Here is a 21,506-nt window from a genome sequence, read left to right as displayed (position 1 = left end):
GGGAAGTGCTCCGTTGATGATCCCCGCCACGCCAGGAAGCCGTTGTGGCAGTTCTGAATGAGCCCCGCTAAACCCTTGGCCCGCCCGCGTCAATGGGGCCCGCGCCGCAGCCTTGCCGCGATCAACGCAAAAAGCGTCGCAATAAGCCCGATGATGGGCCAGTCGCCATGTTGCGCATAGGGCGGGGGTTCCAGCCGCCCCGGCAGGGTGACATCCAGCGTGCCAACCTCACCCAAGGGCAGCAGGGCAAGAACGCGGCCACGGGCGTCGATCAGGGCAGAGATGCCGGTGTTGCCGACGCGGACAAGGGGCTTGCCCTGTTCAATGGCGCGGAGGCGGGCCTGATCGAAATGTTGGAACGGCCCCTGCCAGATGCCGAACCAAGCGTCGTTGGTGATCTGCAACAGCCAATCGGCGCCATCGGGCGCTGCGTGCAGGTCACGGGCAAAGACGGCCTCATAGCAGATCAGCGGTAGGACATGGCCCAAGGGGCCAAGGTCCAGCAAGACGGGACCAGGGCCCTTGGCATAGCCATAGCCCTGCTGGGCGGCAAAGGCGCGCAGGCCGAACCAGCGATAGGCGAGATCGCCAAAGGGAAAGTATTCGCCGAAGGGCACCAGATGGGCCTTGTCATAGCGGGCGGCCAAGGCCCCCTGCCCGTCCAGAACGACCAAGGCGTTATAGGCGGCATCGCCCTCGATGATCTGCGCGCCGGTGGCGACTTGCAGGCCGCCTGTGCCACGGGCGATGGCTTGGGCGATGCTGGGGTCGAACAGATACGGGATGGCGGTTTCGGGCCAGATCACCAGATCGGGGACGGAGTCGCCTTGGCGTGACAGACGGATGAGGCTGGCAAAATTCGCCTCGGCCTGGACCGGATCCCATTTGGCGGCCTGATCAATGCCGGGCTGGACAAGGCGCAGGCTTGCGCCGTGATCGGCGGGGAGTGGTTCGGCGAGGCGCGACTGGCCATAGGTGAAGGCGGCGGTCAGCAGCGCCAGCGCAGGAAAGAGGCCGGTGCGGGGCCAGATCACCGGGCAGGCCGCGACTGCGGTGGCGAGCAGGGTCAGCAGCAGCGCACCGCCTAGCGCGGCAGTTTGGTCAAAGGCCGAACCGATGAAAACATGGCCGGGCATGGCCCAAGGCAGGCCAGTGAAGGTCCAGCCGCGCAGGGCCTCGGCCAGAACCAAGGTCAGGGCAAAAAGGGCTGCGCGGCTGGCCCTGCCCTGCCCCGCCACATGGGCCAGTCCAGCGGCCAAAGCCCAGAACAGGGCAAGGCCACCGGCCATCAGGACCAGTGCAAAGGGGGCCATCCAGCCGTAGGTTTCGGGTTCGACCAGAAAGGGGGCGACGATCCAGGACATGGCCAAGGCGAAATGCCCAAGGCCGCCAGCCCAGCCCAGCCAAAGGGCCGCGGGTCGATTTTCGGCCAGCGCCACTTGGCGGATCAGCAGGCCAAGCCCCAGCAGCGTGACGGGCCAGAGACCAATGGGGGCCTGACCAAAGGCGGCCAGCATCCCCCCAAGCAGGGCCAAGCCCATCTGACGCCCTGCGGGGCGGCCCCAACGGCGCATCGTCAGCCTTCCACCGGCACCGGCAGCCGCAGCCGCACCCGTTTCAGCCGCCGGGCATCGGCGTCGATCACTTCAAACTCGACGCCGCTTTCATGCGCCACGATTTCCCCCCGTGCAGGCACACGGCCCGCCCGCAGAAAAATCAGCCCACCCAAGGTGTCAATCTCGTCATCATCCTCATCCCGGCGCAGTTTCTGGCCGATCAGCGTTTCCACCTCGTCCAGTGCCGCGGTGGATTGGATCACCCAGACGCCCGGTTTTTCCTCGCGCCAGAGCGCGGTTTCCGCCTCGTCATGTTCATCGTCAATCTCGCCAATCACCGTTTCGATCAGGTCTTCGATGGTGACCAGACCGTCGACGCCGCCGTATTCATCAATGACCAAGGCCATATGCACGCGTTCGCGCTGCATTTTTTGCAGCAGCACGCCCACCGGCATGGAAGGCGGCGCGTAAAGGATGGGGCGCAGCATCTTGCGCAGGGAAAAACGCCCGCCTGCGCCAAAGCCAAATTGCAGGGCCAGGTCTTTCAGCAGGATCAGACCCTGCGGATGATCGAGCGAATCCTTGTAGATCGGCACGCGGCTGAAGCCATGCTTGCGAAAAGCCTCGACCAGTTCTTCCTTGGTGGCATCCAGCGGCACGGCGATGATGTCGACCTTGGGAATGGCCACGTCATCGACCCGCAATTTGCGCAGGTTCGCTAGGCCATGCAGGGGCGCCGGACCCTGGGCACCGCCCTGTGGGCTGTCTTGTGCAGAAGAATTGGGATTGTCCCGACCGCTGTCCCCGGGCGTAAGCGCGTCGAGGAGACGGCCAAAGAAACTTCGCTGTTCGGGTTCCTGGGGATCGGCCAGTTGGTCCTGACCAGAGGGAGTGGTATCGGCGCCGCTTTGACTGCCCATCGTCCTTATCCGAAAACGACCGCCAATCGGGGGCGGACGGGTCTAGTATGGGTCAGCAAGGCCCAAGGTTGCAAGTATCCGCACCTCGGTTTCTTCCATCAGTTCGGCATCTTTGTCGTCGATGTGGTCATAGCCGAGCAGATGCAGGATGCCGTGGACAGTCAGATGGGTGACATGGTCGGTCAGGGGCTTGCCCTGATCGGCGGCCTCGGTGGCGCAGGTTTCATAGGCCAGAGCGATGTCGCCCAGCGATTCGGGATCGTCGGGATCACCCGGTTCGGGGCTTTCGGGGACTTGGCCGGCGGCGTCCGGGGCGCGCTCTTCCGCGGGCCAGGAAAGCACGTTGGTGGGTTTCGTCTTGCCGCGATGATCGGCGTTGAGCGCCGCGATGCGGGCATCGTCGCAGCCCATGACGACGATCTGAAAGCCTTCGGTCGGCAAGTTTAATGAGGCCAAGGTGGCCCTTGCGGCGCGGTCAGCCAAGAGTTCAAGGCCAAGGGCCTGCCAGCGGGGGTCTTCGAGGACGATGTCGATTAGGGGTTCCATGGGAGGGGTCTTGGCAGAATCAAAGCGATTTGCCCAATGAAAAGCACATCGCTTTGACGCTTGTCTTTACTCAGCTTCCCGCTGCGTCATCCTTTTCATAGGCGTCGATGATCCGGGCGACCAACGGATGCCGAACCACATCCTTCGATGTGAAGTAGTTGAAGGTCACGCCTTTCACCCCCTTCAAAATCCGTTCGGCATCTTGCAAGCCGGAAGCCGTTCCCCGTGGCAGGTCGATCTGCGTGCGGTCGCCAGTGATCACCATGCGGCTGCCTTCGCCCAGACGGGTCAGGAACATCTTCATCTGCATGGTCGTGGCATTCTGCGCCTCATCCAGCACAACGAAGGCATTCGCCAAAGTCCGCCCGCGCATGAAGGCCAAAGGCGCAATCTCGATCCGCTTTTCCTCCATCAGCTTCTGCACCTGTTTTGCAGGCAGAAAGTCGTTCAGCGCGTCGTAAAGCGGCTGCATATAGGGATCGACTTTTTCCTTCATGTCGCCGGGAAGGAAACCCAGCCGTTCCCCCGCCTCGACCGCAGGGCGCGACAGGATGATCTTTTCGACGGCCCCGGCGATCAGCATGGTCACGCCCACTGCCACCGCCAAATAAGTCTTGCCCGTCCCGGCAGGTCCAATGCCAAAGGCCAGTTCATGGTCGAACAGGTTTTTGACATAGGCCTTTTGCGCCTCGGTCCGCGGATCGACCGGCTTTTTCCTGGTGCGCAGTTCATAGCGTTCGCCGCGGAACATCTCGATCTGTTCGCCGCCGGGCACCCCGCCAGGGGCCATCACATCGCTCATGGGTTGGCCCATGCGCAGCGCGCCGTCGATGTCGCCGGCCACAATGCCACGTCCGCTTTCAAGCCGCGCATATAGCCCCCGCAAGACCCCTGATGCCTGATCACGCGATGCCTTGTCGCCGATCACCGCCAACCGGTTTCCTCGCCGCAGGATATGAACACCCAATTGATGTTCCACTTGCGAGAGGTTCCGGTCAAATTCGCCACACAGGTCGATCAACAGGCGATTGTCCGGGAATTCCAACAGCGTTTCGACAACGTCATCGGGGCGGGTCGGGGGGGTCAGCGCGCTGATGCCCAAAGGTGTCTCCTTATGGCTGGCGTTCATGTTTTCAGATTGCGACCCCCTTGACCTTATTGCAAGCGACAATGGTGTGACATGCCCATTTGAACGGCAAAGGGGCGCGGATGGTTCCACGCCCCGGTCAATTCTGCACAGAAAAGTGGCAGGTGATCAATATTTGGGTCTGGCCTGGTAGTTGGGCACAAAATCTGGGACTTCATCGGTCGGCCGTTCAATCTCGCCAATGATGGTGCCCGGTGGATAGCGGTTGTCGCAGACCGGCAGGCCCGTCGCTGGGTTGAAACGGGGCGAGGAATAGCCTTCTTCGCCGTCGTCGATGATCCAGTGTTGGCAGCCCTGCGGGTCATAGACGATCGCCGCATTGCCATTGGTCAGGAAGCTGGGCTTGGAGCCATCGTCCCAAACGTCGGCCACCACGCGCGAGGGCGTCGTGGGACGCCAGACCGTGCCTTCGGTGACGCAAGCGGACAGCAGGACGGGCAAAAGGATCAGGGCGGATTTCTTCATCATGATCACCACCCTAGTAGAAGCACGAAATTTGCAAGACATCGCCCGAGGCGGCGCTGCTTTGCGCCAAGGGCGGGATGCTGCCGTTCTGCGGGCGTTCGCCCACCCGGCCGATCATCGCGCCGACGGTTTCATGGCGACGCTGGGACAGACGGATGTGCTGGACGCTGGGCGACGGATCGGCGATCACCACCGTTGCTGCATAGCCCGCCGCGCCCGTCGCATCGAAAAAGCCGCGCAAGAAGGTTGCGATGCCAGGGCGGAGGTCATCCTTGCTGCCAAATGCCTCGGCCACGGGCAGGCTGAGGCAGATCTTTTTCTGATAGCAGACGCCATGACCGGTCGCCGGGTTGAGACGGGGGACCATATAGCCCTCAAGCCCGCCATCGGCCCAGTAATGCTGGCAGCCGTCGTTATCGATCCAGATGCCCCAATTGATGACACCCACCACCCGCTCGGCTTGCACCGGGGCGACCGTGCCCGCAAGAAGCAGGGTCGTGGCAGCAAGCGCCGCCAGCGCAGAACGAACGACATCAATCATGCAGCACCTAAAAACAGTTCTGGCTGCGATAGGTCGCGAATTCAGGGCTTCAGGTAAAGCAGAATCCGTCGAAAATTGACATTTTCGAACCGGATCAGGCCTGTGCGCGCCATTTTTTCAACCTGTAACGGGCACGGCACTGAGGGAATTCGTCATGCTGGCGGTGATCTTGACACGTGCCATCTGACCGATTCGCCCGGTGGGATCGTCGACATGCACCGCATGAAGATGGTCTGACTTGCCCAGCATCTGCCCCTCTTTACGCCCCACCTTTTCGTAAAGCACATGGACAACGCGCCCCACCATCGCCTCTTGGGTGGCCCTTTGCTGGGCGGTGATCAGGGCTTGCAATTCCTGTAGGCGGGCATCGGACACCTCATCCTCGACGGGTGCCTTTTCGGCGGCAGGGGTGCCGGGGCGGGCGGAGTATTTGAAAGAATAGGCCGAGCCGAAGTTCACAGCGCGGATCAAATCAAGCGTCGCCTGATGGTCGGCATCACTTTCGCCGGGGAAGCCGACGATGAAATCCGACGAAAAGATAAGGTCAGGCCGGGCGGCGCGCAGGCGTTCGATCAGGCGCAGATATTGTTCAGCCGTATGTTTGCGGTTCATCGCCTTGAGGATGCGGTCGCTGCCCGATTGCACCGGCAGATGCAGATAGGGCATCAGGGCGGGCAGATCGCCATGGGCGGCGATCAGGTCATCATCCATATCGTTCGGATGGCTGGTGGTATAGCGCAGGCGGTCCAGCCCCGGAATGGCCGCCATTTCCCGCAAAAGGCGCGAAAGCGTCCAATCGCCATCCGGCCCCTGCCCGTGATAGGCGTTCACATTCTGCCCCAGAAGGCTGATGTCCCGCACCCCCTTGGCCACCAGATCCCGCGCTTCTTTCAGCAGACGCTCAACCGGGCGGCTGACTTCGGCCCCACGAGTATAGGGCACCACGCAAAAGGCGCAGAACTTGTCGCAGCCTTCCTGCACCGTCAGAAAGGCGGTCGGCCGCCCCTCGGTCTTGCGCTCTGGCAGATGGTCAAACTTGTCCTCTGCCGGGAATTCCGTATCGACGGCGCTGCCCCCTTGGCGCACCAGTTGCGGCAGGCGGTGATAGGCCTGCGGGCCGACGACGATATCGACTAATGGCATCCGCCGGATGATTTCATCGCCTTCCGCCTGCGCCACGCACCCCGCCACCCCCACCTTCAGATCAGGCCGCGCCGCTTTCAGCGGCTTCAGCCGACCCAGATCGGAATACAGCTTTTCCGACGCCTTTTCGCGGATATGGCAGGTGTTCAGCAGCACCATATCGGCGTCTTCCTGCACCTCGGTCAGCACATAGCCTTCGGCCCCCATGGCCTGCGCCATGCGTTCGCTGTCATAGACGTTCATCTGGCAACCATAGGTCTTGATGAACAGCTTTTTGGCCTCGGTCATGCTGCCCGCCTTTCGCATTCGGCCCGCCTTCTACACCCAGCCGCCCCCCACCGCAACAAAGCGGGTTTGACGGGGCACGCGGTCCAAGGCAGATAGGGGGGATGAATGCCGATATCCGCCACAGCAATCTGGATGCCTATCTCTCCGGCCCCGGAAAGGGCTTGAAAGGCCCCATCGCCCTGATCCTTGCCGAGGATGGGGTCGAGTTGGACAGCACGATCCGGCACCATCTGGCCTGCGGTTTTCGCCATCTGATCCTTTTGGTCGATGTGGATGAGGCCGTGACCAACCCCGATCCGGCACGGGTGGCGGTGGTGCATCACCCGGTTCTGGCCGATCGAGCGATGATGGTGGCGGCGAATGCCCTGATCGCAGCCTGTCCGGGTCAGTGGATGTTTGCAGGCTATAATGCTGAATACCTGTTCTATCCCTTTGTTGAAACCCGCACCGTAGGCGAGCTTTGCACCTTTCACGGCGAAGAGCGGCGTTTTGCAATGCCGGTGACGGTCGTCGACCTTTACGCGGGCGACCTTGGGGCCCATCCGCAAGGAGTGGCGCGTGAAGGTGCTTTGCTTGATGCGACAGGCTATTATGCTCTGCAACGCGAAGGCCCCGCGCCGGGCTTTGCGCGAAAAGAGCGGCAGATCGATCTTTACGGCGGTCTGCGCTGGCGGTTTGAGGAGCATGTGCCGTGGGAGGCACGTCGGATTGACAGGATTGCCTTGTTCCGCGCCGATCCTGGCATCACCCTGCAACCTGATTTCACGCTGTCCGAGGAGGAACGGAACACTTGGTCCTGCCCTTGGCACAACAATGTGACCGCCGCCAGCCTGTCTTTTCGCGCGGCGAAAGCCTTGCGCGTCAACCCCGACAGCCGCGCCGCCATTGGCGATTTTCGTTGGCGGAACTCGGTGGGATGCGACTGGTCGAGCCAACAGTTGCTGGAACTAGGCCTGATGGAGCCGGGGCAGTGGTTTTAGGCGGATGATGGGCCGATCGCCCATCCTAGATCACCTGTTCACACCCGCCGGAGACGGATCACCACATCGACGCGGGCCAGTTCGGTGCCTTCGGGCAGGTCGGGCAGGCGGGCAAAGGCCAGCTGTTCGGCCGGGGCATCGGTCAGGGTGCCGGTGTCTTCCCAGAAGAAATGCGGGTGATCATCCATCCGCGTGTCGAAATAGCTTTTCGCGCCATCGACCACGACCTCTTGCATCAGCCCTGCCTCGCAAAAGGCGCGCAGCGTGTTGTAGACGGTCGCAAGGCTGACCCTTTCGCCGCAACCTTCCGCCGCCGCAAACAGGCTTTCGGCGGTGACATGGCGGTGACAGCCGTCGCCCACCAGCAGATCGGCCAGAACCAGCCGCTGACGGGTGGGCCGCAAGCCGCCGCGCATCAGCCATGTTGCGCCTTGCCTGCCTTGATCTGCCTGCGGGTGGGTCATCGGTCTTCCTTCGTGCTGGCAGGCAATATAGGCCAGCCCCCGGCCCGCGACAATGGAAATGCGCCCGGCCTTGCCAGCCCTTTGGCGCGGGTGATAGACGAAGGGAAAAGCAGGGGACAGCAGCACATGGCCGGATTTCCGAACCACTTTGACCGGGACGATCTTTTGAAATGCGCGCGGGGCGAGCTGTTCGGGCCGGGGAACGCGCAACTGCCGGAACCGCCGATGCTGATGATGGACCGGATCACCGATATTTCGGGGGATGGGGGCGAATTCGGCAAGGGCCATGTGGTGGCCGAATTCGATATTCATCCGGACCTGTGGTTCTTTGCCTGCCATTTTCCGGGCAATCCGATCATGCCGGGCTGTCTGGGTCTGGACGGGCTTTGGCAGTTGACGGGGTTCAACCTGGGCTGGCGCGGCTGGCAGGGGCGCGGCTATGCCTTGGGCGTGGGCGAGGTGAAGCTGACGGGGATGGTTCGGCCGGACCGCAAGAAGCTGACCTATTACGTCGATTTCACCAAGGCGATCCAGACACGGCGGCTGACGATGGGCGTGGCGAATGGCCGGGTCGAGGCGGATGGCGAGGTGATCTATCAGGTGACGGATATGAAGGTGGCGCTGAGCGAGGCTTGAGGCTTACGGTTGCATAACCGATCCGGCCCCGATGCGCGGCCTACGGCGCAGGGGTCAGCTTTTGCCCGCCCCTACCGCCCTGTTTCCCACGCCGCATGTTCCAGCCCCCACGTCCCCAAGGCATCCAGCGCCGGGATCAGCGTCCGGCCATAGCGCGTATAATCATATAGCACAAAACTCACCCCGCCCCGCAGCTCTGCTTGGCCTTGGATCAGCCCATCCCTTTCCAACTGCTGCAACTGTTCCGCCAGAACCTTGGCCGACACCCCCGGCAGCCGCCCCTTCAGTTCGCCAAAATGGTGCGGTCTTTCGCGCAGCAGCCACAGCACGCGCGTCTTCCATTTGCCTGCAATCACACGGGTCGCCACCAAGGCGGGGCAGTGCAGCAGCTTTTCGTCGGGGCGGGGACTCGTCACCTTTTGGTAACTCCTTGTCGGGCGCAGGAAGCGCCATTAGCTTGCCAGGCAAGGGAGAAAACCATGCCAGCGCCCACACTCTATGATTGGATCGGCGGGATTGAAACGCTGGAACGGCTGACCGCCGAATTTTACCGGCGCGTGCAGCAAGATGCTGAACTCGCCCCAATTTTTGCGGACATGAATCCGGACCACCCCGCCCATGTGGCGGCCTTTATCGCCGAGGTTTTTGGCGGACCGAAGACCTATTCCGAACAGCATGGCGGCCATCCTGAAATGGTGCGCCACCATCTGAACCGCCATCTGACAGAGACCCAAAGGCGCCGCCGGATCAGCCTTTTGCTGGATTGCTACGGTCAATCCGACGCGCCGCAAGACCCGGAATTTGCGTCCGCCCCTGTCGGCTATCTGGAATGGGGCTCACGGCTGGCCGTGATCAATGCGCAGCCGGGGGCCAAGGTGAACCCACATGCCGAAATGCCGCGCTGGGGCTGGGGCGAAACGGGCGGGCCCTATATCCCGAAAGGAACAAAATGATCGTCGAATATCTGCGCTATGCCATTCCCCCCGAACAGGTCGCAGCCTTTGTGCAGGACTATGACAAAGCGGGGCAGGTTCTGCGGCAATCGCCCTTCGCCTTGGGTTTCGAAATCAGCCAATGCGTGGACGATCCGTCGCAGTTCATCCTGCGCATCGAATGGACATCAAAACAGGACCATCTGGAAGGCTTTCGCGGCAGTGCTATTTTCAGGGAGTTATTGGGCCATATCCGCCCCTACATTCCGATGATTCAGGAAATGCGCCACTATCAGCCGCTGCCGGGCAACCAAGAGGCATACGCGCGCCCTGCCTATCCGCTTGCCCCCTCGCCGCCACTCGCCTAAACAAGCCAAAATGATCTTGTGGAGGCCGCCATGCGCCGCGTCGTCATCACTGGGATGGGTATCGTTTCGTCCATCGGCAACAATGTCGCCGAGGTAGAGGCGAGCCTTCGCGCCGGCAAGTCGGGCATCGTCTTTGCCCCAGACTATGCCGAACATGGGTTCCGCTGTCAGGTTCACGGCCAGCCGCAGATCGTGTTGGAAGACAACATCGACAAGCGCGACCTGCGTTTCATGGGCGATGGCGCGGCTTACAATTTCATCGCCATGCGGCAGGCGATTGAAGATTCTGGGCTGGACCCATCGGATATCTCCAACGAACGCACCGGGCTGATCATGGGGTCGGGTGGGCCTTCGACGAAGTCTTTCTTCAAGGCGCACAACATCGTCCGCGAAAGCGGTGCGCCGAAACGGATCGGGCCTTTCGGCGTGACCAAGGGCATGTCGTCGACGAACTCGGCCTGCTTGGCCACGCCGTTCAAGATCAAGGGTGTGAACTATTCGATCACCAGCGCCTGTTCCACCAGCGCGCATTGCATCGGCAACGGGACCGAACTGATCCAGATGGGCAAGCAGGACATCGTCTTTGCGGGCGGGGGGGAGGAACTGGACTGGACGCTGTCCTGCCTGTTCGACGCGATGGGGGCGATGTCGTCGAAATACAACGATGCGCCGACGACCGCGAGCCGGACCTATGACGCGACACGCGACGGTTTCGTGATTGCGGGCGGCGGCGGTGTGGTGGTTCTGGAGGAGCTGAACCACGCGCTGGCGCGGGGGGCCAAGATTTACGGCGAGGTGACGGGCTATGGCGCGACCTCGGACGGGTATGACATGGTTGCTCCCTCGGGCGAGGGTGGTGAACGGGCTATGAAGCTGGCGCTGTCAACGCTGCCGCGGGGCCGCAAGATCGACTATATCAACAGCCACGGCACCAGCACGATGGTCGGCGACGTGACCGAGGTGGAAGCGATCCGCCGCGTCTTTGGCAAGGGGAACACCCCGCCGATAGCCTCGACCAAGTCGCTGACGGGCCATGCCTTGGGTGGCGCGGGCGTGTGGGAGGCGATCTATTCGCTGATCATGATGAACAAGGGCTTTATCGCGGCCTCGGCCAATGTCACCACCTTGGATCCGGCGCTGGACCCTTCGGAAATCGTGACGACGATGCGCGACGGGGTCGATATTGACAGCGTTCTGTCGAATTCCTTTGGCTTCGGCGGCACCAATGCGACCTTGGTGATGAGCAAGTATACGAATTAAGGGGCAAAGCATGACAAGTTCCATGCAGGGCAAACGCGGGCTGGTCATGGGCGTGGCCAATGAACGGTCCATCGCCTGGGGCATTGCGAAAGCCTTGGCCGATCAGGGGGCCGAACTGGCCTTTTCCTATCAGGGCGAGGCGTTCGGCAGCCGGGTGCAGCCCTTGGCGGCTTCTGTCGGGTCGAATTTTCTGGTCGATGTCGATGTGAACAATGATGAATCCTTGGGGGCCTGCTTTACGGCGCTGAAGGACCGTTGGGGCAGCATCGACTTTCTGGTCCATGCCATCGCCTTTTCCGACAAGAACGAATTGACGGGGCGTTTCATCAACACAAGCCGCGAGAATTTCAAGAATTCACTGACGATTTCCTGCTTTTCCTTCATCGACGTGTCGCGGCGGGCGGCGGAGCTGATGCCGAACGGCGGCAGTCTGATCACGCTGACCTTCCAAGGGTCGAACCGGGTGACGCCGAATTACAATGTGATGGGCGTGGCCAAGGCCGCGCTGGAATCCTCAGTGCGCTATCTGGCGAATGATCTTGGGCCACAGAATATTCGCGTGAACGCGATCAGCCCCGGCCCGATGAAAACGCTGGCGGGCGCGGCCATTGGTGGCGCGCGTGCGACCTTCCGACATACCGAAGCGAATGCGCCGCTGCGGGCCAATGCGACGCTGGAGGCGATTGGCGGGACGGCGGTTTACCTTGCGTCGGATGCGGGGGCCTGCACAACGGGCGAGGTGATCCGGGTGGATGGAGGGTTTCATGTTCTGGGCATGCCACAGGCGGACAATCTGTAGTTGACCCTTATCCGGCAAGCCGTGGCGGCAGATGAAGCGGTTTTGCGCCGCTGTGTCGAAGCCGCCTTTGCGCCCTATGTCGAACGGATCGGGCGCAGACCGGCCCCGATGGATGCTGATTTTGCCGGGCAGATCGCGGCGGGGCAGATCCGGGTGGCGACCGATCCCTTGGGCCATGTGGTGGGCTATGTCACGTTTTTCCCGCAGGGCGACCAGATGCTGCTGGATGCGTTGGCCGTTTTGCCCACAGCGGCGGGGCGGGGTGTTGGCAAAAAGCTAGTCGCCTGCTGCGAAGATAAGACGCGGGCCGAGGGGCTGGCCAAGGTGACGCTTTGCACCAATGCAAAGATGGTGGAAAACTTGGCGATCTATCCGCACCTTGGCTATGTCGAGACGGGGCGGGGTGTTGAGGACGGGTTTGATCGGGTGTTTTTCGAGAAAAGCTTGGCCCCGGCCTAAACCACGTCGCCAATTGGTTAACTTTCAGATGACAGTTTTGCCATCTCGCCGTAGAATTACGGCAGTAGTAGTCTTGATACGCCAATAGCTTTTCAACCAATATGTAAGGAGCCATAATCATGGCCGTCATCCGTTACTTCTCCCCAGCCGCGGGCCAAGGGGCCAATACCTTTACCTTTCTGACGGCGCTTTTCGGCGGCGTCACCGCCTTCCGTTTGACTGACACCGCCCTGACGATCACATCATCTCAGGTCAAATCGACGCTTGCAGGAACAGAGCTGGGATATGCCTTTGAGGCAGGCTATCCCTTTCCAGTCCCTTTCAAGGGCGACCTAGACAGCCTCACGATGAAGTTGAACGACAGCAGCAACAAGATCATCTTCACTATTGAAAACTGGGACGCCAAAGCCAAAAGGATGTTCGATGCCTTCGAGGATGAGGACGAATTGGCGTTCTTCAACGTGTTTCTGGGCGGCAATGACCGTATCTTTGGAACGGGGTTTTCGGACGCACTGACCGGGATGAGCGGTCACGACATCATCAAAAGCGGTAAGGCCATAGATGCCGTTTCCGGTGGCAATGGGAACGACAGTTTGTACGGCGGGGCCGGCAATGATCAGTTGGCAGGCGAAACGGGCAATGACCTCTTGGTCGGCGGCGCGGGGGGCGATGTGATGAACGGCGGCATCGGGTCAGATCGCTTCCTGTTCAACACAGCCGCCATTGACGGCGTGCTGGACAACATCGGTGATTTCAACACGGCGGCGGACAAAATCTTGCTGGACAATGATGCTTTCGCGGCTCTTGGAGCGGCGGGGACTTTGCGCGCCGGGCAGTTCCGGCTGGGGACCGATGCGACGACCTTGAGCCAACGGATCGTCTACGACGCGGCTTCGGGCCATCTATATTATGATCGCGACGGATCCGGCGCTGCGGCCAAAGTCTTGCTGGCGGCCATGGATGATGGCCTGGCACTCACCCGGGCACATTTCCAGATCCTAGACTAAACTCTCGGGATCAGCGCGCCTTTCCTTCAGCGCCGGCTGAACAAAGGCGCGCTGATTTTCGCGGGACTGGCGGGTTTTGCGAAAATCGGTCTCCGCCAGCTCATGCGGCGTCATCTGCAAGACGCTTGCCCCCCGGCAATGCCATTTGAACGGGCGAGGGTCTGGGCTTTGCAGGCCGATGTTCCCTGATGACAGTGTGACCACAATCCCCTTATTCTGCTGGGGCCTTCTTCGATCAAGTTTGATCATTTCTTCAGCGAGGAGCAAGCCATGCCCACCATCCGCTATTTTTCATTTGCCCCCGGTACAGGCGCAAGCAGTTCGGAATATCTTTCGGCGTTGTTTGACGATCTGGTGAATTTCAAGATGACGGCGACCAAGTTCACCGTCATCACCGACGCCACTGTGACGACGATGAGCGGGTCGGGGCTGACCTATGGCTTCAAGCCGGGTTTCCCCATTCCCTTCCCTGCGCCGATTTCGGGGGAGTTGGACAGCATGATCATGAAGCTCAAGGCGTCAGGGAACACGCTTTGGACCATCGACAACTGGAACCTTCAGGCAAAAGATCTGTTCGATGCGCTGGATGCTTCGGATCAGCAGGCTTTTCATAACGCCTTTTTGGGCGGCAACGACCGGATGCTGGGCACGGGCTTTGGTGACGTGCTGATCGCTATGAATGGCAATGACAGCGTCTATGGCGGCGGCGGGGGCGATACGCTGGCAGGGGATCTTGGGGCGGATCAGCTGTTCGGCGGCAAGGGCAACGATTCCGCCCTTGGCGGCCTGGGGCACGACAAACTGTTTGGTGCGGCGGGGGCGGACAATCTGCAGGGCAGCGATGGGCGCGACAGTCTTTATGGCGGGGCGGGGTCGGATCAGCTGTTCGGTGACAACAGCAACGACCTTTTGTCGGGTGGGGCTGGGGGCGACATTCTGGTGGGTGGGACGGGGGCGGATCGCTTTCTGTTTGCAACTCCGGCGGTTGACGGGGTGCATGACAACATTGGCGACTTTAGCGTCGCCGTGGACCGGATCCTTTTGGACAACGATGCCTTCACAGCCTTGGCCGCCCCCGGCAATCTGGCCAATGCGGCCTTTCGTTCCGGGGCCAATGCGACAACGGCGGCCCATCGGATCCTGTATGACGCGGCCACAGGCCAGCTTTGGTACGACCGCGACGGATCAGGCGCGGCCGCCAAGGTGTTGGTGGCGGTGCTGGACGATGGGCTGGCCATCAACGCCAGCCATTTCCAGATTGTGGGTTAGGGGCTAACCCAGCCCTACCATCACGCTTCCCGCCAGCCCGCTAGCGGGATCGCCGGTGATGGTCAGGGTTTGGGCCGCCAGTTGCTCGGGGGCGTTGTCGGCAAACACCATGTCGCGTGCCAGACCGCTGCGGGCCAGCCGGTCCAGACTGCCGCCATAACGCGCATCGGCATAGACGGCTTTGCAGGCCGTCTCGGGCATGGCCAGTTGAGCGGTCAGCAGGCTGGCCTTGCCGCTGATGGCGGCCTCGGGCGAGGCGAAGATTTCAAAATGCATATGGGGATAGCGGCCGTCATAGCAGCCGGGGAAGATGGTGGTGAAATGCGCCTGTCCCGCCGCGTCGGTCACACCGACAGCCCGCAGCCAGTTCTGATCGGGCACATCATAAAGTGAATAGCGCCCCGCCGTATCGCAATGCCAAAGATAGATCGCGCGGCCTGCGAGGGGGGCACAGGCGGCGTTTACATCGACAAGCGTCAGGGTCAGATCCAGAGCGACGCCATCGACGCCCCCCTTGTAGGGGCCAAAACTGGGTCGCATATCGACCCGCTGGACACCGCTTTCGGCCAAGGCATTCACGGTCTGGCCATCCCGGACATTGGTGCCATCGGCGGGATAGGGCCCGGCTGTTTCGGATGGCGGCTTGACGCAGACCAAACCATCGGCCCCGCTGGCCGACAAGACCTGTTCCCCCGCCAGACCGCGCGAAAGCCAAAGCCCGCCACCCGCCGCCAGAACACCCGCCGTCAGGGCCAGCATGCGCCGCCGCCCGATCATGCGGGGCAGATCATGGGCAAGGCCCTTGTCGTGGTCGTGGTCGTGGGAATCGTCCTGCATCGCTGGCCTCTTGGCTGGTTCAGCATTCAAAACGCGCCCAGCGGCGCTTTCCGTCGCAGGATAGCAGGATTTCCCGGATCAAGAGATCAAGTCTGGTTCAACAAAATCGGGATTGCGGCCTTATTCGTTCAGCTTTTCCAGAACGGCGGGCCTATAGATGCGGAATTTTTGGCTGCGGCCATCAACCCAAGTGCAATGCACCCGCTTGTGTCCCGTGCGGTCCCGGTCCAGATCGCTGACCGTCATCCAAGGCCCGCCCGAACGCAGTTGGACCACATCACCAATGTCCAATGTCGCACTCATGACATCCTCCAATTGAGACATAGGGAAATTGAAACACGTCCAGATTGCAAGTCAAGCTGGCAAAAAGTCTTACCCAGAACAGGGTGAGTGGAAGTTGAGAGGGATTTGGAGCGGGTGACGGGAATCGAACCCGTGTCTCTAGCTTGGAAGGCTAGGGTCTTACCATTACACAACACCCGCGCTGCGGGTCATATAGCCAGTGACGCGCCCCACCGCAAGCGGTCAGGCGGCGGCGCGTTCGGCGGCGGGATAGGCCCAGGCCATCGTTACCCCGCGTGCCAAATTCAGCACCATCAGCGCGGCCCAAAGCCCGTGATTGCCCAGCAAGGGCAGCAAGATCAGCAAAGAGGCGGCATAAATCGCGACGGCCAGCAGCATACAGCGGCGCATTTCGCGGGTCAGGGTGGCCCCGATGAACACGCCATCCAGAATCCAACTGGCAATGCCGATCAGGGGCGCTATGATCAGCCAAGGCAGATACTGCCGCGCTTCGGCCTGCACCTCGGGCGCTTTGGCCATCAGGTCAATGATCTGCGGGCCGAGCGCCAGAAAGACGACGCCCAAAAGCACCGCGCCCAGCGCGCCCCACTTTCCGCTGAGCACCGTCGCCTGCCGCACCTGTGACGCCCGTCGCGCGCCAACGGCTTGGCCCACCAGTGTCTCGGCAGCGAGAGACCGTCCAAAGCATAGGCGGTGATTTCTAGGAACTGCAAAAGCACCTGATTGGCGGCAAGGGTGACATCGCCGAACCCGGCGCCCAGAAACATGAAGGTGGTGAAACTGCCCTGCAACAAGACACTGCGCAGCATGAGATTGCCGTTGACCGCCCACATCTGCAAGAGGGCCGCCTTGTCCCCCAAACGCGCACGGGCGGGCCAAAGGACTGCGCTGCGAAAGGCGGAGCGGCAGAGGAACAGCGCCAGCAAAAGCCCGGAGTATTCCGCGATAAGCGTGGCAATGGCCACACCTTCGACGCCCCAGCCCAGACCCAGCACAAACCACAGGTCCAAGGCAATGTTCACGCCATTGGTCCAAAGTTGCAGCCAAAGGATTCCGGCCGTTCTTTCCCGTGCGACAAGCCAGCCGGTCAGGGCATAGGTGGCAATCGTGGCCGGGGCCCCCCAGATACGGATCGCCAGATAGGTCTGGGCCAGGCTTTCCACTTCGCCGCTCGCCGGGGCCAAGGCGAAAGCGCCCATGATCAAGGGGACTTGCAAAGCGATCAGTGCCAAACCGGTGACGGCGGCAATCATCAAGGCGCGCAGCAGAATGGCGACGCTTTCGACGCGATCCCCTGCCCCTTCGGCTTGGGCGGCAAGGCCTGATGTGCCCATGCGCAGAAAGCCGAACAGCCAATAAAGGCTGGCCAGAATGATGGCCCCCAGCCCCACCGCGCCAATGGGGGCGGCTTGTCCCATCTGGCCCACGACGGCGGTATCGACAGCGCCCAGCAGGGGGACGGTGGCATTCGAAAGGACAATGGGCAGCGCAATGCGCAAAACCCGCCGGTCGGTGAGTGTCTGATCAACCGGCGATGTCATCGGGCATCAGGAAATGGCCAACGGCCTGTGCGACGGGTCGGTCGCGGTTGTCCTGCCAGCATTCGACATGAACAGACGCAAACCGCCGTCCGGCGCGGGCGATGCGGGCGCGGGCATAAATGTCGCGCGGCAGGCCGGGGCGCAGATAGTCGATGGTAAAGTCGATGGTTTTCGGCAGGCGTCCGGCAAAGGGTTCCGCGCCGGTTTCCATCCGCTCCCAACCTTGGGTCCAGCCCAGTTGGACGACGGCCGCCACCTCCATAAAGGCAGCGATGGCCCCACCGTGTAGGGCGGGCACCATGGGGTTGCCCAGCACATGATCACCATAGGGTAGGATCGCCGTCAGCTCATCCCCTCGGCGGTCAAAACGGATGCCCAGAAAGGCAGCATAGGGAATGCCGTCGGTCAGCCGGGCCAAGGCGCCGTCGCGGCGTTCTTTGATCACTTCGACGGGTTCGGGCTTTCCACGGCTCATGGCGCACGCTCCACCGTGAAGGTCGCTGTGGCGGTGGCGACGGGGCGTGTTTCATCCGCGTCATAGGCCACGGCGCGGACAAAGGCGACATGGCGGGTGATATGGTGGCATTCGGCGCGGGCGGTGATGCGCTGGCCGGGGGTGGCAGAGCGCATATAATCGATGCGCAGGTCGATGGTCGCCGTCGAAAGCGGATGTTCCGGATGGGCCATAACCGCGCCGGCGCAGGTCGTGTCCATCAGGGCCGAGACCGCCCCGCCGTGAATGACGCCGGTCGCGGGGTCGCCGACAAAGCGCGTGTCATAGGGCATCGAGAGCGCGGCGCTGGCATTGCCAAAGCTTTCGACCCGCATCGACAGGGCGCGGGCATGGGGCAATTCGGTCAGAAAAGCGGTGATCCGCTGCAAGTCATGCGTCAAGGTCATAGCGGATTTGTGGGCTGAATCGGGCCTTTCTGCAAGGCCCAGCGGTTGATCGAGGCGGCTTGCCGCCCTATTTGCCCCGCATGACGCAATGGAACCCTAAACTGAGCTTTAAAGAGATGTGCGCGCGTTTCGACGTGACGCCGCGGACCTTGCGCTACTATGACGAGATTGAATTGCTGTCCCCGGAACGCGCGGGGCGGGCGCGGTGGTATGGCCCACGCGAAGTGGCACGGATGACGCTGATTTTGCGGGGGCGGCGATTTGGCTTTGGGCTGGAAGAGATTCGACGCTGGCTGGAGATGTATCAAAAGCGGGGCAAAAAGGTGCAGCTGCGCAGCTTTGTCGAAGGGGCGAATGAACGGATGTCGGCGATCGAGGCCGAGATTGCACGTTTGAACACCGATCTGGATGAATTGCGGCAGTTGCGCGCGACGGCGGTGGCTGAACTGCTGGCCGACGCGCCTAAACCCAAGGTGTAATGCGGGTTGCCCCCGGTTCCGTCACGGCAAGTCCTTTTGCTAGCCTGCCTTCACCCTTGAGCGAAGGATTTGGGACGCATGAATATGACGATACGCCCGGTTTTGACCGAGACAATGACAATCCGCGAAATGTGCAATCTGTATCAGGTGACGCCACGGACGCTGCGGTTCTATGAAGCAAAGGAACTGCTGTTTCCGCACCGGCAGGGGCAGAAAAGACTGTTCACCCGGCGGGACCGGGCGCGGATGACGCTGATTGAGCGGGGCAAGCGGCTGGGTTTCAGTCTGGAACAGATCCGGCAATTGCTGGAGGTCTATGACAAGACGCGGGATGAACGGTTGCAACTGGAAATGGCGCAGCGGCTGGCGACCAAGCGGCTGGCCGAGATGGAGCGGGACCGGACCGAAATGGAAGGGCGAATGGCCGAATTGAAGGCGCAGATCGCCTATGGCACCGAAATGCTGCGCGCATGCGCCGAGGCAATGGTGGAGCCAGGACAACCGACGGCTGCCTGAGGTGGTCTGGACCATCGCGGATTTGCCGCCTAGTCTGCCCGCCAAAGGAGATTTGCGATGGTCAATGCCCTCTTGGAACCTTGGAACAGCCCCTTCGGTCTGCCGCCCTTTGCCGCCTTGCAGGATGAGGATTTTGGCAGCGCCTTTGATCAGGCGCTGGTCGAGGCGCGGGCGGCGATTGCCGCGATTGCGGATCAGGCCGAAGCCCCGACATTCGCCAACACGATTGCCGCGATGGAACAGGCCGATGGTCTGCTGGACCGGGTTTCCGGGGTGTTCTACAATCTGGCCAGTGCCGACAGCACCGAAGCGCGCGAGGCGCTGATGCGGGAATTGGCGCCGAAGATGAGCGCCTATTCGTCCGAGATCACAAACAACAAGGCGCTGTTCCAGCGGATCGAATCGCTGTGGGAAAGCCGCGAGGCGCAGGGGATTGTGGGCGAGGAACTGCGGGTTCTGGAACTGTATCGCCAGATGTTCCTGCGGGCGGGGGCGCGGCTGACGGGGACGGAATCCGAACGGATGACGGCGCTGATGGCGCGGCTGGCGGTCTTGGGAACGGCCTTTAGCCAGAACCTTTTGGCCGAGGAACGCGGTTGGTTCATGGCGGTTTCGGACGCCGATCTGGCGGGTCTGCCGGGTTTCGTGGTGGATGCGGCCAAAGCGGCAGGGGCGGAGCGCGGATTGGGGGCCGTGATCACGTTGAACCGTTCGCTGATTACGCCGTTTCTGCAATTCAGCCCGCGGCGTGATCTGCGGGAAAAGGCATGGCGTGCTTGGGTCGCGCGCGGCGAAAACGGCAATGAACATGACAATCGGGGCATCGTGACCGAAATTCTCGCCTTGCGGGCGGAACGGGCAGCGCTGTTGGGCTTTGCCAGCTTTGCCGATTTCAAGCTGGAGCCGGAGATGGCAAAGACGCCTGCGGCCGTGCGTAATCTGCTGATGCGGGTCTGGGAACCGGCCAAGGCGCGGGCGAATGTGGATGCCGCGATCTTGGAAAAGATGTTGCACGCGGACGGGATCAGCGGCCCGCTGGAGCCTTGGGACTGGCGCTACTATTCCGAAAAGCGGCGGAAAGCAGAGCATGATCTGGATGAGGCGGCGTTGAAGCCGTACCTGTCGCTGAACGCGATGCTGGCCGCCCAGTTCGATTGCGCGAACCGGCTGTTCGGGTTGGAGTTTCGGGAATTGGACGGCCCCTTCTATCATCCCGACGTGCGGGGTTGGGAAGTGACACGCAAGGGGGAGCATGTGGCGGTGTTCTTGGGCGATTACTTTGCGCGGTCGTCGAAACGTTCCGGCGCTTGGTGTTCAGCCATGCGGTCACAGCGGAAACTGGGCGGTGATCAGCGGCCCATCGTGGTGAATGTCTGCAACTTTGCCAAAGGTGATCCCTGCCTTTTGTCCTATGATGATGCGCGGACGCTGTTCCACGAATTCGGCCATGCTTTGCATCAGATACTGTCAGATGTGACCTATGGTTTCATCAGCGGCACATCCGTCGCCCGCGATTTCGTCGAACTGCCCAGCCAGCTTTATGAACACTGGTTGGAAGTGCCCGAAGTGCTGGCCCAACACGCCCGCCATCATGCGACGGGCGAGGCGATGCCCAAGGATATGCTGGACCGTCTGCTGGCCGCTGGAACCTATGACCAAGGCTTTGCGACGGTGGAGTTCGTGTCCTCGGCGATGGTGGATCTAGCCTTTCATGAGGGCCCCGCCCCCGCAGATCCGATGCAGAAACAGGCGGAGGTTCTGGCAGAAATGGGGCTGCCTAGGGCCATTCCGATGCGCCACGCGACGCCGCATTTTGCGCATGTCTTTTCGGGCGACGGCTATTCCTCGGGCTATTACAGCTACATGTGGTCCGAGGTGATGGATGCCGATGCTTTTGCCGCGTTCGAGGAGAGGGGCGATGCTTTTGACCCCGAAACCGCCGCCAAGCTGGAGAAATTCATTCTGTCGGCAGGCGGTTCACAGGATGCCGAGGCACTGTATCTACAATTCCGGGGGCGTATGCCGGGGGTCGAGGCGTTGCTGAAAGGTCGTGGCCTGCTGGCCCCTGTCTGAATTTATGCCGAAGGGGCTTGAGGATAGACGCCAAGTGAAGGATGGTCAGGGCCGAATGCAACGCCCTGACCGCCAAA

General features: G+C 61.6%; 26 protein-coding genes, 1 tRNA gene, 1 pseudogene and 1 riboswitch. Of the genes and pseudogenes, 12 read left to right on the top strand and 16 right to left on the bottom strand.

Annotated elements, in window-relative coordinates; translation table 11 throughout:
- Positions 1-6: 6 nt before the first annotated feature.
- Positions 7-54, bottom strand: a riboswitch (SAM-SAH riboswitch).
- A gap of 35 nt (positions 55-89) precedes the next feature.
- The 7 genes from lnt to miaB all read right to left on the bottom strand — a co-directional run bounded on the left by lnt (position 90) and on the right by miaB (position 6,606).
- On the bottom strand, positions 90-1,541 hold the full coding sequence (lnt, locus tag IE095_RS03660; protein WP_229804474.1) for an apolipoprotein N-acyltransferase: 1,452 nt from the start codon (positions 1,539-1,541) through the stop codon (positions 90-92).
- 35 nt (positions 1,542-1,576) lie between these two features.
- On the bottom strand, positions 1,577-2,476 hold the full coding sequence (locus IE095_RS03655) for a CBS domain-containing protein (RefSeq protein ID WP_189410268.1): 900 nt from the start codon (positions 2,474-2,476) through the stop codon (positions 1,577-1,579).
- 42 nt (positions 2,477-2,518) lie between these two features.
- On the bottom strand, positions 2,519-3,022 hold the full coding sequence (gene ybeY / locus IE095_RS03650; RefSeq protein ID WP_189410267.1) for an rRNA maturation RNase YbeY: 504 nt from the start codon (positions 3,020-3,022) through the stop codon (positions 2,519-2,521).
- A gap of 70 nt (positions 3,023-3,092) precedes the next feature.
- On the bottom strand, positions 3,093-4,151 hold the full coding sequence (locus IE095_RS03645) for a PhoH family protein (RefSeq protein WP_189410266.1): 1,059 nt from the start codon (positions 4,149-4,151) through the stop codon (positions 3,093-3,095).
- 126 nt (positions 4,152-4,277) lie between these two features.
- Positions 4,278-4,637 carry a hypothetical protein gene (locus IE095_RS03640; RefSeq protein WP_189410265.1) on the bottom strand — a complete coding sequence of 120 codons (360 nt, stop codon included), beginning with the start codon at positions 4,635-4,637 and terminating at the stop codon, positions 4,278-4,280.
- Positions 4,638-4,647: 10 nt separating this feature from the next.
- Positions 4,648-5,175: an OmpA family protein gene (locus tag IE095_RS03635; RefSeq protein ID WP_189410264.1), complete on the bottom strand. Its 528-nt coding sequence runs from the start codon at positions 5,173-5,175 to the stop codon at positions 4,648-4,650.
- A gap of 117 nt (positions 5,176-5,292) precedes the next feature.
- The gene (gene miaB, locus IE095_RS03630) at positions 5,293-6,606 is read right to left on the bottom strand and encodes a tRNA (N6-isopentenyl adenosine(37)-C2)-methylthiotransferase MiaB (protein WP_189410263.1); all 1,314 of its coding nucleotides are present in this window, start codon (positions 6,604-6,606) and stop codon (positions 5,293-5,295) included.
- A 101-nt stretch (positions 6,607-6,707) separates the two neighbouring features.
- On the opposite strand from miaB, the gene IE095_RS03625 reads away from it, so the two are divergent.
- Positions 6,708-7,586 carry a glycosyltransferase family protein gene (locus IE095_RS03625; protein ID WP_229804473.1) on the top strand — a complete coding sequence of 293 codons (879 nt, stop codon included), beginning with the start codon at positions 6,708-6,710 and terminating at the stop codon, positions 7,584-7,586.
- Positions 7,587-7,624: 38 nt separating this feature from the next.
- Here the strand turns inward: IE095_RS03625 and irr are convergent, their stop codons facing one another.
- A complete protein-coding gene (irr, locus tag IE095_RS03620) occupies positions 7,625-8,050 on the bottom strand; it encodes a Fur family transcriptional regulator Irr (protein ID WP_189410262.1) in 426 nt (141 codons plus the stop codon).
- A 126-nt stretch (positions 8,051-8,176) separates the two neighbouring features.
- Between irr and fabA the strand changes: the two genes are divergently transcribed.
- Positions 8,177-8,686, top strand: coding sequence for a bifunctional 3-hydroxydecanoyl-ACP dehydratase/trans-2-decenoyl-ACP isomerase (gene fabA, locus IE095_RS03615; protein WP_189410261.1), 510 nt, complete (start codon positions 8,177-8,179; stop codon positions 8,684-8,686).
- Positions 8,687-8,757: 71 nt separating this feature from the next.
- On the opposite strand, the gene IE095_RS03610 is transcribed toward fabA, so the two are convergent.
- Positions 8,758-9,102 (bottom strand): winged helix-turn-helix transcriptional regulator, encoded by a 345-nt coding sequence (locus IE095_RS03610; protein ID WP_229804472.1) that lies wholly within the window; start codon positions 9,100-9,102, stop codon positions 8,758-8,760.
- Positions 9,103-9,165: 63 nt separating this feature from the next.
- Here IE095_RS03610 and IE095_RS03605 point away from each other — a divergent pair, with 63 nt between their 5' ends.
- The 6 genes from IE095_RS03605 to IE095_RS18690 all read left to right on the top strand — a co-directional run bounded on the left by IE095_RS03605 (position 9,166) and on the right by IE095_RS18690 (position 13,511).
- The gene (locus tag IE095_RS03605; RefSeq protein ID WP_189410260.1) at positions 9,166-9,639 is read left to right on the top strand and encodes a group II truncated hemoglobin; all 474 of its coding nucleotides are present in this window, start codon (positions 9,166-9,168) and stop codon (positions 9,637-9,639) included.
- Complete coding sequence (locus IE095_RS03600) at positions 9,636-9,986, top strand: antibiotic biosynthesis monooxygenase family protein (RefSeq protein ID WP_189410259.1); 351 nt, start codon at positions 9,636-9,638, stop codon at positions 9,984-9,986. Before IE095_RS03605 ends, IE095_RS03600 begins: the two co-directional genes overlap by 4 nt.
- A 30-nt stretch (positions 9,987-10,016) precedes the next feature.
- Positions 10,017-11,246 carry a beta-ketoacyl-ACP synthase I gene (gene fabB, locus IE095_RS03595; RefSeq protein ID WP_189410258.1) on the top strand — a complete coding sequence of 410 codons (1,230 nt, stop codon included), beginning with the start codon at positions 10,017-10,019 and terminating at the stop codon, positions 11,244-11,246.
- 10 nt (positions 11,247-11,256) lie between these two features.
- Positions 11,257-12,045, top strand: coding sequence for an enoyl-ACP reductase FabI (locus IE095_RS03590; protein ID WP_189410257.1), 789 nt, complete (start codon positions 11,257-11,259; stop codon positions 12,043-12,045).
- Positions 12,046-12,504 carry a GNAT family N-acetyltransferase gene (locus tag IE095_RS03585; protein ID WP_189410256.1) on the top strand — a complete coding sequence of 153 codons (459 nt, stop codon included), beginning with the start codon at positions 12,046-12,048 and terminating at the stop codon, positions 12,502-12,504.
- 119 nt (positions 12,505-12,623) lie between these two features.
- Positions 12,624-13,511, top strand: coding sequence for a calcium-binding protein (locus IE095_RS18690; RefSeq protein ID WP_189410255.1), 888 nt, complete (start codon positions 12,624-12,626; stop codon positions 13,509-13,511).
- On the opposite strand, the gene IE095_RS03575 is transcribed toward IE095_RS18690, so the two are convergent.
- Positions 13,503-13,778 carry a hypothetical protein gene (locus tag IE095_RS03575; RefSeq protein WP_189410254.1) on the bottom strand — a complete coding sequence of 92 codons (276 nt, stop codon included), beginning with the start codon at positions 13,776-13,778 and terminating at the stop codon, positions 13,503-13,505. The two genes, IE095_RS18690 and IE095_RS03575, sit on opposite strands and share 9 nt — an antisense overlap.
- A 3-nt stretch (positions 13,779-13,781) precedes the next feature.
- Between IE095_RS03575 and IE095_RS03570 the strand changes: the two genes are divergently transcribed.
- A complete protein-coding gene (locus tag IE095_RS03570; RefSeq protein WP_189410253.1) occupies positions 13,782-14,780 on the top strand; it encodes a calcium-binding protein in 999 nt (332 codons plus the stop codon).
- Positions 14,781-14,783: 3 nt separating this feature from the next.
- Here the strand turns inward: IE095_RS03570 and IE095_RS03565 are convergent, their stop codons facing one another.
- The 6 genes and pseudogenes from IE095_RS03565 to IE095_RS03540 all read right to left on the bottom strand — a co-directional run bounded on the left by IE095_RS03565 (position 14,784) and on the right by IE095_RS03540 (position 18,361).
- Positions 14,784-15,617, bottom strand: coding sequence for a dioxygenase family protein (locus tag IE095_RS03565; RefSeq protein WP_189410252.1), 834 nt, complete (start codon positions 15,615-15,617; stop codon positions 14,784-14,786).
- A gap of 120 nt (positions 15,618-15,737) precedes the next feature.
- Complete coding sequence (locus IE095_RS03560) at positions 15,738-15,920, bottom strand: YodC family protein (RefSeq protein ID WP_189410251.1); 183 nt, start codon at positions 15,918-15,920, stop codon at positions 15,738-15,740.
- 106 nt (positions 15,921-16,026) lie between these two features.
- Positions 16,027-16,100, bottom strand: a tRNA-Gly gene (locus IE095_RS03555).
- 42 nt (positions 16,101-16,142) lie between these two features.
- Positions 16,143-17,461: pseudogene (locus tag IE095_RS03550) on the bottom strand (MATE family efflux transporter).
- On the bottom strand, positions 17,445-17,936 hold the full coding sequence (locus tag IE095_RS03545) for a PaaI family thioesterase (RefSeq protein ID WP_189410250.1): 492 nt from the start codon (positions 17,934-17,936) through the stop codon (positions 17,445-17,447). Before IE095_RS03545 ends, IE095_RS03550 begins: the two are co-directional and overlap by 17 nt.
- Positions 17,933-18,361 (bottom strand): PaaI family thioesterase, encoded by a 429-nt coding sequence (locus IE095_RS03540; RefSeq protein ID WP_189410249.1) that lies wholly within the window; start codon positions 18,359-18,361, stop codon positions 17,933-17,935. The genes IE095_RS03545 and IE095_RS03540 overlap by 4 nt, the downstream gene beginning before the upstream one ends.
- An 80-nt stretch (positions 18,362-18,441) precedes the next feature.
- Here IE095_RS03540 and IE095_RS03535 point away from each other — a divergent pair, with 80 nt between their 5' ends.
- From IE095_RS03535 to IE095_RS03525, 3 genes are all read left to right on the top strand, one after another.
- Positions 18,442-18,840: a MerR family transcriptional regulator gene (locus IE095_RS03535; RefSeq protein ID WP_189410248.1), complete on the top strand. Its 399-nt coding sequence runs from the start codon at positions 18,442-18,444 to the stop codon at positions 18,838-18,840.
- 114 nt (positions 18,841-18,954) lie between these two features.
- Positions 18,955-19,356: a MerR family transcriptional regulator gene (locus IE095_RS03530; RefSeq protein WP_229804471.1), complete on the top strand. Its 402-nt coding sequence runs from the start codon at positions 18,955-18,957 to the stop codon at positions 19,354-19,356.
- A gap of 57 nt (positions 19,357-19,413) precedes the next feature.
- The gene (locus IE095_RS03525) at positions 19,414-21,429 is read left to right on the top strand and encodes a M3 family metallopeptidase (protein WP_189410247.1); all 2,016 of its coding nucleotides are present in this window, start codon (positions 19,414-19,416) and stop codon (positions 21,427-21,429) included.
- Positions 21,430-21,506: the final 77 nt, after the last annotated feature.

The organism is Neogemmobacter tilapiae (assembly GCF_014652215.1).
Taxonomy (GTDB): domain Bacteria; phylum Pseudomonadota; class Alphaproteobacteria; order Rhodobacterales; family Rhodobacteraceae; genus Neogemmobacter; species Neogemmobacter tilapiae.
This window is presented reverse-complemented; position numbering and strand designations above follow the sequence as displayed.